We start from the raw sequence: 14401 nt of genomic DNA on the forward strand, positions 1-14401 counted from the left end.
TTTCTTTTTGCTATTTTTAAAAAAGAGGTTAGCAAAAATGATACTTCTCTTAGTAAGAGTCATAATAAAAACCGCCAAATATGCAACCACGTATGGAGGCAACTGAAAAACTTGAAATGCGAACTTTTCCAGTATGGCCTTCACCGATAGCATAATTAGAGGCGGTTTTTCTTTTAGCTATAGTTGTTAACAATGATTTCGTAATTATAACGTGGCATTGCTTCTCTTAATTTTTCCTCAATTTCGCGAACCTGGTCTTCTTGAACATTACCATTAATTCTGTCCTCAAACGTTACATTCACCCATGCATGACTTCCCATGATGATAACCATTCCTGGAGTTACGCCAGGCATGTCGTAAATGACGTTCTCAATTCGATCCTGGTCTTGCCCTTCTGTTGGATGTTCATGTACTGGGTCACGATAACTTTTCCCTGTATAATTACTCTCTGTTATGGGATCACTAGGCTCTCTTCTATCCCGAGCCGCTCCATAGTTTGCAGGACCTGGCCCAAATAAGCTTTCCGCCCAATCTTTCTCTACTTCATTATTTGTTGTATTTGTATTCAACCCCTGAACCTCTGGAGTATCTAAATCATTACACGCTGTTCCCATGAGTAACAGGAGTAACATACTTAATCCAATGTATTTTTTCATGAAAACACCTCCTAAAGGTATCATTTCCTAAATACTTCTTTGAAATACATAAGGAAAAATGATGTTTTTTGAAGGGTTTTGAGGCTTTCATTGGTCGTTGTTCCGGACATAAAGAAAAAGTTGAGCAAGGCGCTCAACTTTGAATTAGTAGTATGATGAATGAATTACCAACTTTGTTTTCCCAATCAAGAAAGGTTATGGGCAGTTGCTTTTACTTTTGTTAGGGTTGGCTTGCCTGGTACTTCGTGACAGTGGCGGCAGCGTGGCTCGTAGGATTCTGATGCGCCTACGAGGATGATTGGATCGTCGTAGGATGCTGGTTCGCCGTTGATTAGTCGTTGTGTTCGGCTTGCTGGAGAGCCGCATGATAAGCAGATTGCTTGTAGCTTTGTTACCGATTCCGCTAGAGCCATTAGTTGTGGTACGTCGCCGAATGGTTCTCCGCGGAAATCCTGGTCTAGTCCTGCTACGATGACGCGGATCCCTTGGTCAGCTAGTTCTTGTACCACGTCGACTACATCGTGGTCGAAGAATTGTACTTCGTCGATTGCCACTACTTGTGTGTCTGTTTCTAATAGTTCAAGGATCATCGACGCGTCTTCGATTGGTAGTGCGAATACTTTGTTCCCGTTATGTGATACTACTTCTTTTTCGCTGTATCGGTTATCGATTTTCGGTTTGAAGACTTGTACTTTTTGTCGGCCGTAGTATGCACGTCGAACTCTGCGAATTAGTTCCTCTGATTTCCCTGAAAACATACTTCCACAAACTACTTCAAGCCATCCTTCTCTCCTAGTTAAATGCATATTGCGACTCTCCCTATTTATCTTTTTTGGAAAAAGGTAGTGTTGCTACTTTTCCTTTTTGGATTTATTTAATTAAACGTTTATTTAAGTTTGCATTGATGTGGTTTTGATGGTGTCCATGCATTTTTTATATGTATTGGACTTATTTTTGGAAACGACGTATTTAAAAAGTATTAGGAATCTCCACCAAGTGCTTTTGGCAATAAGACCTTATTTTTTCAAAGCACTATAAAAGAAAGGAACCGTTCAGCCATTTGCTAGATGAACGGTTTTTTTCCTCTCTCTATTATAGTCATGTTAGCCATTTCGAACAATGGACATTTTCTATATTCTTTCTCAAGAATTGCGGAAACGTGTCAATGACAAGGGGTGGCGGAGTAAAAAAAATATTTTCTGAAGGTTGGCAATTTTGTTCTTGTACATGCTCGAAGTTTCACATATTATTAAGTTAACTATGTGGAAAGCTGGTGATATTTTTTGGAATTTTTTAAACCTCGTATTATGACCCCTGAGTTACGCCTTATGACTTCCTTGAATGCTAGAATGACGTTGAGTGAAGAGGAAAGACAAGCTTTTTTGAATTCTGTTAAAGGTTTTGAAGGAGAGTGCCAATTTGATCAGATGGTTGCTACACAGTTAAATGACCGTTGGCTTGTTTTGAATGATTTGTTATTGAAGTTAGGCAAGAGTTCTTTTCAAATTGACTCCCTATTAGTTTCTGGAACAACAATGAATATTGTCGATGTGAAAAACTTTGAAGGTGATTATTTTATTGATGAAAATGGTGTTTGGCGTCATGTTGGTTCGAAACGGGAAATGAAAGATCCCTTATTGCAGCTGAACAGGTGCGAGTCCTCACTTCGGCAGTTGCTGTATCAACACCGATTAAAGTTTACAGTAAAGTCTCATCTCCTCTTTATTAATCCTGAGTTTACCCTATACCAAGTTCCCGTTCATCACCCAATTGTTTTACCAACCCAAGTAAACCGTTTTTTTGAAAAAATGAAGACCATTACTCCGGAAAGGAACCCGAAAAACATCGCAGCTGCGCAGTTACTCTCATCACTCCACACCGTTGATTCTCCTTATGAGCGATCCCCACAGTATTCCTACGATGGGTTGAAGAAGGGGATTTTGTGTGGTTGTTGTAGTTCGTTTATGCTTCAGATTAACCGCTCGTACATGAAATGTAATAACTGTCGTTCATTGGAAAAAATTGATTCGGCTATCTTACGTAGTGTAGAGGAATTTCAACTCTTATTTCCAAGTATGCAAATTAAAACAAATGCTATTTTAGATTGGTGTGGGGGCAATGTTGGATCTGATAAGGTAATTCGCAGAATCTTATGTGAGAATTATCAAATGGTTGGGTATGGAAAAAACTCATATTATATTAAGAAAGATAAATAATGAGATTGACATAATTTTATGAAGAAGGTAACCAATACACCCCTTTGGTTACTTTCACTCCCGGTTCAAGCTCGCGAAGGTAACCAATACGGCCCTTTGGTTACTTTCACTCCTGCTTCATGCTCGCGAAGGTAACCAATACGGCCCTTTGGTTACTTTCACTCCTGGTTCATGCTCGCGAAGGTAACCAATACGGCCCTTTGGTTACTTTCACTCCTGGTTCTCCCCCATGAAGGTAACCAATACAGCCCTTTGGTTACTTTCACTCCCGGTTCTCCCCCATGAAGGTAACCAATATACCTCTTTGGTTACTTTCACTCCTGGTTCTCCCCCATGAAGGTAACCAATACGACCCTTTGGTTACTTTCACTCCCGGTTCTCCCTCACGAAGGTAACCAATACGGCTCTTGAGTTAACCTACTCACCCCTCCCCCGAAGCCCCACAAAAAAACAGGTAAGAAACTGCAATCGCAGTTTCTTACCTGTTTCGGCACTCTAGGCCGTAAATCGTAAATCAAACAAATACAAGATCTTATTTGATGTTGTATTTTTTTCTGAAACGATCCACACGTCCACCTGCATCGGCAAACTTTTGGCGTCCAGTGTAGAATGGGTGAGAATCAGAGCTTACCTCAACGTTCAATAATGGGTAAGTATTTCCTTCAAACTCAACAGTCTCACTGGAGTACTTAGTAGATCCGCTTAAGAACATAAAACCTGTGCTTGTATCCTTGAATACCACTTTACGGTAATTTGGATGGATTTCTGGTTTCATTCTTTTCAACTCCTTCCGCCCTGAGTCTTTCGAAACAGAGTTCTGTATTGATGTGCAATTCACATCAACTTATGCATACTGTGAAATTATATCAACTGTCACAGCAATTTGCAACATCATTCTAAACACCTTGGTTAAAACATGATACGATTTTTCGAAAACAATTAGGAAGACTGTTACTACATATATAATCGCATAGGCTATATGGTAGCGTTGCGGTGTATTCTAGGTAATAATTACCAAAGTGATTTTCTTATAAAGTCAAACCTCATCTTCTCCACAATATTTATGAATCAATTCAATGCGTATCATTAAATATCGGACAACCTATAGCTTTTCATCAATAAAAATCACTTAAAACTAATTCTTCACCCGAAGCTTCCCTGTTTTTTCCTTATCAAAGGAATCGAAAAACTCGATATTTGTTTTCGTATCACGCACTTTTTTCAAGAAGCGTTCTAAAAACTCAGGCTGGTCGTTCATTGTACGGCGAATTGCCCATAGGTTTTCGATTTGTTCCTTTGGTAATAGTAATTCTTCTCGACGAGTACTTGAACGACGAATGTCGATAGCAGGGAATATACGACGCTCGGAAAGCTTGCGGTCAAGGTGAATCTCCATGTTCCCTGTTCCTTTGAATTCCTCGTAGATAACGTCATCCATACGAGAGCCTGTTTCTACAAGAGCCGTCGCTAAAATCGTTAAACTTCCACCTTCTTCTATATTACGCGCAGCACCGAAGAAACGTTTTGGACGGTGGAAGCTGGCAGGATCGATACCACCAGACAATGTACGACCACTTGGTGGAATTACTAAGTTATACGCACGAGCAAGACGAGTGATAGAATCCATTAAGATAACAACGTCTTTTTTCGCTTCAACTAAACGCATTGCACGGTCTAGAACAAGCTCTGCTACTTTAATGTGGTTTTCTGGAACCTCATCAAATGTGGAACTCACTACTTCCCCCTTGATGGAACGCTCCATATCCGTTACTTCCTCTGGACGCTCGTCAATTAACAATACCATTAACTCAATATCAGGATGGTTTTCCGCAATACTATTCGCAACTTCCTGAAGTAACAATGTTTTCCCTGCTTTTGGAGGAGCAACAATTAATCCACGTTGACCAAACCCGATAGGTGCCACCATATCGATAACTCGGGAAGCGACTTTTTTCGGATCATATTCTAATGTCATTTTTTTATCAGGATAAAGTGGAGTTAGCTGTGGAAAATGCGGACGTTCTCTTGCTAGCTCTGGGTCTTGTCCATTTACAGCTGCTACTTGAAGAAGTCCGTAATAACGTTCATTTTCTTTTGGTTTTCTTACTTTCCCAGTAACAGTATCTCCGTTTCGTAACTCAAAACGACGAATTTGGGATGCAGAAATGTAAATGTCTTGAGAGCTAGGCTTGTACGTATTTGAGCGAAGGAAACCGAAGCCTTCATTTGGAACGATCTCTAAAATACCTTCCATAAACATTAACTCTTCTTGCTCCGCTTGCTTTTTCATGATTGCAAAAATAAGTTCTTTTTTGGTTAGTTGGCTATAGTAAGAAACTTTTACTTCTCGAGCCATTTCATATAATTCTTTGAGCTTCATTTGCTCTAATTCTTTCAGGGTTACACCCATACGTAAATCACACCTTTTTTATATTATTAATACAAATCTTTTCCTGTTCATTACTTCTTCTACCGTCTTGAATTAGCATCAGTAAAGTCCATTTTAAAAAGTAATAGAGAAATAAAAGGATACTAGTTGCTAGTTTATTAAATTACTTATTATAGTAAGGGTTTGGAGAATTGAAGCTTTCAGAAGTAACTTGAGGTAATGAAACTATTTCTGCCATGCATGTAATACACTGGATTCCTTAGGTAAGTAGGTATAGTGGCATTGGAGCATAGAAGATACCTACTTTTTCCAGAAGTAACTTTAGAGTTTTCTTCGGGTAAAAAATGAAGTGTGTTTCTTTACAATCGTGGCAAACGTAAATTATTTCTATTCTACTTAAGTATATCACTATCTTCAATAATAGACACTTTTTCATTACATTATAATAAAAGCATAATATTCACTTTTGAGCAAGAGGAAGAATTGAATAATATGATTGTTATCCTTAAAACCTTCTTGATAAAAACAAGTGTGGGGATATCGACAGAAACAACTGAAAAAGGAAAAATTCCTTTCTCAGCGTTCTCTTATTCCTAAAATTCACCTTAACGAATTACTAGATCAGGTTTTTTCGTCAACACATGTTTTCCATCGATGAATCGAACTGTTCCAGATTTCGCTCTCATTACGACAGATTGAGTTGTACCTGTTGTTCCTTTATAACGTACCCCTTTAAGAAGCTCTCCATCTGTCACTCCTGTAGCGGCAAAAATTGCATCATCACCACGCACTAAATCTTCCATGCGCAATACTCGGTGGATATCCTCAACACCCATTTTTTTGCATCGAGCAAGCTCTTCCTCTGTTTGAGGTAATAGTTTCCCTTGAAGCTCTCCACCTAAACATTTTAGTGCCACAGCGGCTAGAACACCTTCAGGGGCACCACCTGAGCCTAGGAGCATGTCCACTCCCGTATCCTCAAAAGCTGTGTTGATTGCAGCAGCCACATCACCATCTTGCATAAGCTTTATTCTAGCTCCTGCTTTTCTAATTTCCTCAATATGTCGTTGATGACGTTCTCTTTTTAAGATTGCGACTACAAGGTCATCAATATCTTTGTTCCTTGCTTTTGCTACTGCTCTTAGATTATCAATAATAGGAGCATCAATATCAATCAAACCAACAGATTCTGGTCCAACAGCAATTTTTTCCATATACATATCTGGTGCATGCAGGAGGTTGCCATTATCTGCAATGGCAATAACTGCTAATGCGTTCCACTCTCCATTTGCAACGATGTTTGTACCTTCAAGTGGGTCTACTGCGACATCAACTCGCGGTCCATAGCCATTTCCTAGTTTTTCACCAATATAAAGCATTGGAGCCTCGTCCATTTCCCCTTCACCAATTACAACGGTACCTTTCATTGGAACAGTGTCAAAAACATCTCGCATTGCTTCTGTTGCAGCCTTATCTGCTGCATCCTTATTTCCTAGTCCCATCCAGCGCGCTGATGCTAATGCCGCTGCTTCCGTAACTCGTACCAATTCCATCGATAAACTTCTCTCCATGTGCTTCCCCTCACCTTATCATTTATTTTGCTATGTACCCACTCCATTGGAAGTGCTATCAATTTCCCAACTAATAAACCAGTTTCTAAACTTGTCTCAAAAAAACTAGCTTTAGGTGGCTTGTTATGAGAGGCTGTTTCTTTCTCTCTTATCTCTAAATCTTTCTAATTTTTCTCTGTAGCTTTCGCATTTAGACAATAGGAAGAGGATTTTTAAAACTTATAGGAAAAAGGAGCAAAAAAGCTTCCTAATAATTCTATGTATGAAAGCTTCTCTGCTTTGAATAATTTACATGTATTCTATAACTGAAAATGTTACGAGTTTTTTATTTCCTCTAGCTCTTTTTCATTTAAGGCTTCGCGCCAGATTTTTGCACCTAAGCCTTTTAATTTTTCCTCAAGCCCACCGTACCCTCGATCGATATGCTCTACGCCGGTAATTTCCGTTACACCTTCTGCCATTAAACCTGCTACCACTAACGCAGCACCGGCTCGTAAATCACTTGCTCGTACTTTCGCTCCCTGCAATCTTATGCCACCATTAATTAATGCGGAACGACCTTCCACTTTAATGTTGGCCCCCATTCTGCGTAACTCGTCAATGTGCTTATAACGAGCACTATAGATTGTATCTGTAACCATACTAGAACCTTCTACTTTTGTTAGAAAACTTGTAAATGGTTGTTGTAAGTCGGTTGGAAAACCAGGATACACTAATGTTTTCACATCGACAGGCTTTAAATTTGGTTGACTCTTAATAAAAATTTGGTCATCTGCTTCTTCTACCATAACTCCCATTTCTCTAAGCTTCGCACTTAAGGATTCTACGTGATCTGGGATAACATTATCAATTAGTACTGATTTCCCCATTGCTGCAGCTAGAATCATGTATGTTCCTGCTTCAATGCGATCTGGGATAATAGAATGTCTACATCCATGGAGTTCATCCACACCGTCGATTCGAATAACGTTCGTTCCTGCACCTTTGATTTTTGCTCCCATATTCGAAAGGAGTGTTGCTACATCAATAATCTCAGGTTCCTTAGCTGCATTTTCGATAACCGTACGACCTTTTGCACGAACTGCTGCAAGCATAATATTTATAGTAGCTCCAACACTCACTACATCTAAATAAATTCTTGCTCCTACAAGCTCGTCTGCTTGCAAATAAATTGCACCATGTTCATTTGTCACTTTTGCTCCAAGAGCTTCGAATCCCTTTATATGCTGATCAATGGGACGTGGTCCGAGATTACATCCACCTGGAAGGCCAATAACCGCTTTTTTAAACTTCCCGAGCATAGCACCCATCATATAGTAGGATGCACGCAATTTTTTTACCCGACCATTTGGAAGAGGCATAGCAAACATCTTTTCTGGATAAATTACAAGTGTGTCATCCGTTAATTGTGTTTGCCCACCAATTTCTTCTAATAGCTCGGCTAATGTTTCTACATCAGAAATGTCTGGGAGATTATCGATCGTTACTGGTGAATCAGCTAAAATCGCTGCTGGTATGAGTGCTACAGCACTATTTTTAGCACCACTAATTTGTACTGTTCCTTCTAATAGATGGCCGCCTTCGATCAATAGTTTTTCCATAACCCGCTTCCCTTCTGTCAATTCTTGTTTGACGTTTCTCTCTAAAACACTAACTAACCCCGACATATGTTTACTGTTTACTTATGATTAATTCCTAATTGTTGTACTAGTTTTTCAGGTTATTTCGGCTTACATTTTTCTCTCTATAAAATGGTAACATAAATACTGTATCTATCTACCATTTTATACGGAGAAAAATTATTTTAGACATGAATTCAAGAAAATAATAGTACGTGTCTATTTTAACAATTTTTAGTTAGAATAGAAAGGTGCGACTTGATTTGCAATATTTCTACAAAATACTTTATTATGAGGTCTCCCCTGATAAAACTAACTTTGTTGGATTGTATTCCATCGCTACTGCCCACTCCCTTTCCTGTGGGGAGTTGCCGAACCTTCTAACGACTTCGTCGCTGCGATGTCTCGCCTCTACTCTGCTTCCCACTGGAGTTTATTGGGCATTCGCTCATTGAATATATAGTTAAATGTACTAACTTATGCTCATATCGTATTTTCATCGACCATGGTGTAAATTTCACATGCATGGAAGTCTACTGAAAATACGGGTTAGTAAGTGGTTTTAAACTATATAGTTTTAACAACTTTTATGAAAAACGACGCTAATTCAACACTTCGAATCTCCCATAATCAAATAGAAAGTGACTCAAACAACTTTGAGTAGTCATTTGAGACACTTTGCATCATTTACTTATTTGATTTTTCCCAATCCTGAAGGAATTTTTCGATTCCCGCATCTGTTAATGGGTGTTTTACAAGCTGTTGAATAACATTTAACGGAATTGTTGCAATATGTGCTCCTTGTAATGCTGATTCTGTCACATGCTGAGGATGTCTAATGGATGCTGCAATAATCTCTGAATCAATCCCGTGCACATCAAAGATTTCTCTAATTTTAGAAATTAATTCTAGACCATCATGACCGATATCATCCAATCTCCCTAGAAACGGTGACACATATGTTGCTCCTGCACGAGCAGCTAATAACGCTTGGTTTGCGGAAAAAATGAGTGTTACATTTGTTTTAATATTGTTATCAGTAAAATACTTTACTGCCTTTAGACCTTCCATTGTCATTGGTACTTTAATTGTTATATTCGGTGCGATTGCAGCAAGCTCTTTTCCTTCTTCAATCATACCTTCTGAATCTAATGCAATTACTTCTGCACTTACCGAACCTTCCGTAACTACACTCGTAATCTCTTTTAATCTTTCTTGAAAGTTCACTCCTTCTTTTGCGACAAGCGACGGGTTTGTTGTTACACCAGAAAGAATGCCGAGTGAATGAGCTTCTTTTATTTCTTCAAGATTTGCAGTATCAATAAAAAATTTCATCGTATCAGTCACCTCTTATTAATTATTTAGATCGGCTAATTTTTGTATATAGTAAAACATTTATCTAACATGTCTAAGGATGAATTATTATAAAGCCAAGGCATCGTCTATCTTTGTGAACGCTTACGAAATTCGGAAGATTTTGACGAATATTGACGAAAATGAAAGTTGACAACACCATTATGGAGAGGTGCTGTCAACTTTCCATTATAAATTAAGTAGTTAATTAAGCTTTATTAGAAGAACCAAATTCTCTCATTTTCCCGATTACAGTTTCTTTAATCGCGTCACGAGCAGGTCCTAAATATTTACGTGGGTCATATTCATTTGGCTTTGCAGCAAGTGTTTCACGAACAGCTCTTGCAGAAGCAATCTGGTTTTCCGTGTTCACGTTAATTTTAGCTGTTCCTAAAGAAATAGCTTTTTGGATATCGTGAGTTGGAATTCCAGTTCCACCGTGAAGAACTAGAGGTACACCAGTTAACTTACCAACTTCCTCCATACGGTCAAAACCAAGATTTGGCTCCCCTTTATAAGGTCCGTGTACTGATCCTAAAGCAGGTGCGAAGCAGTCTACTCCAGTTTCACGTACTAATTGATCACATTCAGATGGGATTGCATATGCTGCATCAGCATCATCTACAACTAGATCATCTTCTTGTCCACCAATACGGCCTAATTCAGCCTCAACAGAAACTCCTAATGTATGAGCAACATCTACCACTTTTTTCGTAAGCGCAATGTTCTCTTCTAATGGATGATGAGAACCATCAATCATTACAGATGTGAATCCAGCGTACATAGCTTCTACACATTTTTCGAAGCTAGATCCGTGGTCTAAATGGATCGCTACAGGAACTGTAATTTCATAATCAGCCATTAACGCTTCCACGATACTTACTACTGTTAAGAAACCACCCATGTAACGCGCTGCACCCTCAGATACACCGAGAATAACTGGTGATTGCTCTTCTTCTGCTGCTTGTAGGATTGCTTGAGTGAACTCAAGGTTATTCAAGTTAAATTGTCCTACTGCATACCCGCCTGCTTTTGCTTCTTCAAGCATTTCTTTCATTGAAACTAAAGGCATTTTAATAATCCTCCTTTGACATTTCCGTACTTTTTTTCGTCTTCCAATCTGAATGGATAATACACAAAACGACATTAGTAATATTTACTTAATTAAAACGAATTATCCTTAACGTTTTCTATGTACTACTTTTTACGTGAAAAAAAGCCATGAGCCCTGATGGATCACAGCCAAAACCATTCACCTGGTTGACCTAGAAACATTATAACACACACATAGTAAAATACATGTGAATATATAAAGAACTTTGTTTTATGTAAAAGTAGTTAACTTTTTGTAGTTAAATAATTCCTTACTTCTTCTCTTACTTCATCAATATCAAATGGTTTAGCAAAGTGAGTAAGTGCACCTAATTGCATTGCTTCATTAATCATTTCTAGTTCCCCGTAAGCTGTCATCATAATGACATCTGACTTTGCACCCATTTTTTTTATTTCTCTTAATATTTCTAATCCGTCCATCCCTGGAATTTTCATATCTAATAGGATCAAATCTGGCTTTTCTTCTTCCACAAGCTTAAGTGCTTGTTTCCCATTTGACGCTTGAAAAGTTTTATATCCATCTTTTTCAAAAACCTCGTTTAATAATACTCTTATCCCGAATTGATCATCCACGATTAAAAGCTTCTTGTTCACGCTTTCCCCTCCTATCTATTTTTCACGACATCTTTTTATATACTTATTTAAAAGTAATTCGCTCAATTTGTAAATAATCCTTCTCTAGCTGATAGAATAAATAAACGGTCTCACTATGTCAAAAAAAGTAACTTCTAGTACTTTTATAGGTCAAAATACCTATTAAGTCTTCATTATTCATCGTTTTTTTTGTCGCAAAAAAAAATTACTATTTGTTCAATATATTAAGAACTGCTATCTCTCGTCACCCAAATGACGTATCAATTTTACCATATTTATGTAAAAATTAGTCGACAAAAGGGAACTTACCTTAGAATGTTCCTTATCGAGAATGGGTGATATGAAGTCATCTACTAATCCTAACTTAGTGGGTTTGTATTCTATTCGCTTCAACCTACTCCGTTCTATCCAAAAACGTATTGTCAACTCTCCACGGTGCCACATTTCACTGACGTGGAATACTATTTTAAAACAAAGTGTAATACAGCAACCATAAAATATCCCCTATAAAATCAGTAGCCCCAAAAAAGTGTCCAACCAATTGGTGGACACTAGGACTATTATATAGTGTTTACTATCCATCTCTTTCAATAGAAATAATAAACGAATTAGTCTGTTATACGGATTGCCTCTTTATGCTCTCCCCCATCTCTTACTATTGTCATTTCATCATTATATACCTTCATCCATAAACCCTTACCTTCTTTAAAATAGTGGATGTTCTCTCCAACTTCCACAGGATATAGGTTATGAATCGTTCCATCCAACTCTATCTCTTCTTCCGCAACGTCTCCCGAGTATTTAAAATACAGTTGATCTAATTCCTGGCCATACTCAAGTAAAAAATCAATAAGCCCATCCCAATCTTCTGCCTCTACAAACTCTTCCGTTTGATCCTGGTAACTATCAACTATCCGACGAATAACTCTTACTTCATTCGTTTCTTCATCCACTTCATATAGCAGATAGCGAATCACAGCATGTGCTTGATGACCAAAACCGAGCACATAGTTTTCATCATCTCCCATATAAAATGCACTGGCCTCTGCTATGCGATCATTGTAAGAGCCCAAATCATACTCAGTAAATACTGCGTATTTTTCTAATGGACTATCCTTAAATTGCTCTTCTTCATGATTATTGTCGATGCTGATTCCATACATTTCATCTGTGAGATGTAACAGTTCTTCTAGTCCTACATCTACACCTTCAGCTAAAACGGAAGCTAGCATATATTTAAAATTATTATCTTCCCAATTAAGATCAGCTGTCTCTCCAAAATTATGGAAGCTAAATTGTCTACCGTTCCGATCAAGTAAATCTTGACCATCATAAGGTAAAGCAGAGTGATTTTCATCTGAAATATTCGCACCAAAAATCAGTTTATCATCCCCATTTGAAGTCTCTTTATAAAGAATGTGTAAGGCAAACGCATCTTTTCCGTGTGCATAAATAGTAACCCTGTCAACCAAAAGCCCCAATGGACTCTCCCCTGGAGTAACAATGTCATACGGAAACTCCTGCAATGCCGCCTCCAGGGAATAATATATCGTCTCCGTAACACTCTTCTCTTCTTTCTCATCAACCTCAGCCATTAGAAACTCCCTCAACTCCGTAACCATGTCTCCTTTATATTGAAACATCATTCCATTATCAAACTGATACACATGCGTTTCCACTACTCCTGATTCTCTACTTATTGAAAAAAATAACGGAACCTCTTCCCCATTTTCCAAAACAAGCTCCACTTCCAACATAGGGATGAAATCTCTTTTAACAACGGTTCTCGGAGCGTTAAGATCATTTTCAAACCTCTCTAAAAATTCAGGATCATCAATCATCACATAATCTAATTCTGGATTATTTACATCATGCAAACCAAACTCATCAACGGAATCCCCGAATCCAATATATATATGATCAATCGAACTAGTAACAAAAGGCTCCGTTCTCTCCTCATCAATTGCTGGACCTCCGAGATTATCCCCAAACCATTGGTAAGACAATAAGAAACCAATAAAGACAGCAGACAAAAGGGCAATGGGAACCCCTAATAGTTTTCCAAAAGAAGTATCTTTCTTCGTTTCTGGTTCATACAACTTAGCCTTCGCTTGATGAAACGATCTCATCTTTGCATCATCGTCACGTTCCAACACCCTTAATTCCTTTAATCTATCATCTAATGGACCCATTCACTTCCACCTCCCCTTTCATTTCCACACGGAGCTTCTCCATCGCCCTGAGTGTCATCATCTTCACTTTCCCTTCCGACCAACCTAACACTTCCGACGTTTCCTTTATAGAAAGCTCCTGAATTTTACGCAAAATAATAACCTCTTTGTAACTCTGCTTCAGATTCCCAATTTGCTTATATAACTCCTGAACCGACTCATTCTGGGTCACTTTGGTTTCCACAGAAAAAGGAGCAGATACTTTCAACAATTTTTCAAACGGCCATAAGTAAACCGGACGTTGTTTTCGCAAATAATCAATCGTACAATTTCTCGCAACACTAATAAGCCAGGTAGAAAATTGCGACTTCCCATCAAACTGATCTCGACTACGATACACCTTCACAAACGTCTCCTGCGTCAAATCCTCCGCAATCTCCCTATCCCCAATCATCAATAAAATGTATGAATAAATCCGATCACTATAGGTAAAATAAAGCTCATCAAAATCCTCCAACGTCTCCCGCCTCCCTTCTTACACACTTAGACGTGACTAGTTTCTTTTTTGTAACGCTTTTTTTGAAAAACAATCGTGGAATAATTCTAACTATGTTTCAATACTAACGACGCATCATTTTTGAATTCTAAGAAACTGCTGTAAAATAAGGTACAAGTAATTTTCGCAGAGCGTTTATATGCTTTCACATTATCAAACGGAG

General features: G+C 38.3%; 12 protein-coding genes. 1 reads left to right on the top strand and 11 read right to left on the bottom strand.

Translation table 11 applies throughout. The features are described from left to right. Positions 1-173: 173 nt before the first annotated feature. Together ACERII_RS21420 and ACERII_RS21425 are read right to left on the bottom strand one after the other, a co-directional pair. A complete protein-coding gene (locus ACERII_RS21420) occupies positions 174-656 on the bottom strand; it encodes a hypothetical protein (RefSeq protein WP_373645012.1) in 483 nt (160 codons plus the stop codon). A gap of 185 nt (positions 657-841) precedes the next feature. Then, positions 842-1462: a thymidine kinase gene (locus ACERII_RS21425; RefSeq protein ID WP_373645013.1), complete on the bottom strand. Its 621-nt coding sequence runs from the start codon at positions 1460-1462 to the stop codon at positions 842-844. A 477-nt stretch (positions 1463-1939) separates the two neighbouring features. Here ACERII_RS21425 and ACERII_RS21430 point away from each other — a divergent pair, with 477 nt between their 5' ends. Further along, positions 1940-2872, top strand: a complete 933-nt coding sequence (locus ACERII_RS21430) for an NERD domain-containing protein (RefSeq protein ID WP_373645014.1) — start codon at positions 1940-1942, stop codon at positions 2870-2872. 532 nt (positions 2873-3404) lie between these two features. Here the strand turns inward: ACERII_RS21430 and ACERII_RS21435 are convergent. The 9 genes from ACERII_RS21435 to ACERII_RS21475 form a co-directional block, all read right to left on the bottom strand. Next, a complete protein-coding gene (locus ACERII_RS21435) occupies positions 3405-3647 on the bottom strand; it encodes a type B 50S ribosomal protein L31 (RefSeq protein WP_373645015.1) in 243 nt (80 codons plus the stop codon). A gap of 360 nt (positions 3648-4007) precedes the next feature. After that, on the bottom strand, positions 4008-5282 hold the full coding sequence (gene rho / locus ACERII_RS21440; RefSeq protein WP_373645016.1) for a transcription termination factor Rho: 1275 nt from the start codon (positions 5280-5282) through the stop codon (positions 4008-4010). A gap of 584 nt (positions 5283-5866) precedes the next feature. After that, a complete protein-coding gene (glpX, locus tag ACERII_RS21445) occupies positions 5867-6832 on the bottom strand; it encodes a class II fructose-bisphosphatase (RefSeq protein ID WP_373645017.1) in 966 nt (321 codons plus the stop codon). A gap of 314 nt (positions 6833-7146) precedes the next feature. Beyond that, complete coding sequence (locus ACERII_RS21450) at positions 7147-8433, bottom strand: UDP-N-acetylglucosamine 1-carboxyvinyltransferase (RefSeq protein WP_373645018.1); 1287 nt, start codon at positions 8431-8433, stop codon at positions 7147-7149. A 705-nt stretch (positions 8434-9138) separates the two neighbouring features. Further along, positions 9139-9786, bottom strand: coding sequence for a fructose-6-phosphate aldolase (gene fsa / locus ACERII_RS21455; RefSeq protein ID WP_373645019.1), 648 nt, complete (start codon positions 9784-9786; stop codon positions 9139-9141). Between the two features lie 226 nt (positions 9787-10012). Then, positions 10013-10876: a class II fructose-bisphosphate aldolase gene (locus ACERII_RS21460; RefSeq protein ID WP_373645020.1), complete on the bottom strand. Its 864-nt coding sequence runs from the start codon at positions 10874-10876 to the stop codon at positions 10013-10015. A 266-nt stretch (positions 10877-11142) separates the two neighbouring features. Next, on the bottom strand, positions 11143-11511 hold the full coding sequence (locus ACERII_RS21465; RefSeq protein ID WP_373645021.1) for a response regulator: 369 nt from the start codon (positions 11509-11511) through the stop codon (positions 11143-11145). Between the two features lie 608 nt (positions 11512-12119). Continuing rightward, positions 12120-13703 carry a hypothetical protein gene (locus ACERII_RS21470; RefSeq protein ID WP_373645022.1) on the bottom strand — a complete coding sequence of 528 codons (1584 nt, stop codon included), beginning with the start codon at positions 13701-13703 and terminating at the stop codon, positions 12120-12122. Next, positions 13687-14199 (bottom strand): RNA polymerase sigma factor, encoded by a 513-nt coding sequence (locus tag ACERII_RS21475; RefSeq protein WP_373645023.1) that lies wholly within the window; start codon positions 14197-14199, stop codon positions 13687-13689. The genes ACERII_RS21470 and ACERII_RS21475 overlap by 17 nt, the downstream gene beginning before the upstream one ends. Between the last annotated feature and the right edge of the window lie 202 nt (positions 14200-14401).

The organism is Evansella sp. AB-rgal1, from assembly GCF_041820985.1.
Taxonomy (GTDB): domain Bacteria; phylum Bacillota; class Bacilli; order Bacillales; family Salisediminibacteriaceae; genus Evansella.

Bases quoted from the DNA above. Each gene is read 5' to 3' on its own strand.
- rho (WP_373645016.1), bottom strand. From the start codon at position 5,282: ATGGGTGTAACCCTGAAAGAATTAGAGCAAATGAAGCTCAAAGAATTA.
- ACERII_RS21450 (WP_373645018.1), bottom strand. From the start codon at position 8,433: ATGGAAAAACTATTGATCGAAGGCGGCCATCTATTAGAAGGAACAGTA.
- ACERII_RS21435 (WP_373645015.1), bottom strand. From the start codon at position 3,647: ATGAAACCAGAAATCCATCCAAATTACCGTAAAGTGGTATTCAAGGAT.
- ACERII_RS21470 (WP_373645022.1), bottom strand. From the start codon at position 13,703: ATGGGTCCATTAGATGATAGATTAAAGGAATTAAGGGTGTTGGAACGT.
- ACERII_RS21425 (WP_373645013.1), bottom strand. From the start codon at position 1,462: ATGCATTTAACTAGGAGAGAAGGATGGCTTGAAGTAGTTTGTGGAAGT.
- glpX (WP_373645017.1), bottom strand. From the start codon at position 6,832: ATGGAGAGAAGTTTATCGATGGAATTGGTACGAGTTACGGAAGCAGCG.
- fsa (WP_373645019.1), bottom strand. From the start codon at position 9,786: ATGAAATTTTTTATTGATACTGCAAATCTTGAAGAAATAAAAGAAGCT.
- ACERII_RS21420 (WP_373645012.1), bottom strand. From the start codon at position 656: ATGAAAAAATACATTGGATTAAGTATGTTACTCCTGTTACTCATGGGA.
- ACERII_RS21460 (WP_373645020.1), bottom strand. From the start codon at position 10,876: ATGCCTTTAGTTTCAATGAAAGAAATGCTTGAAGAAGCAAAAGCAGGC.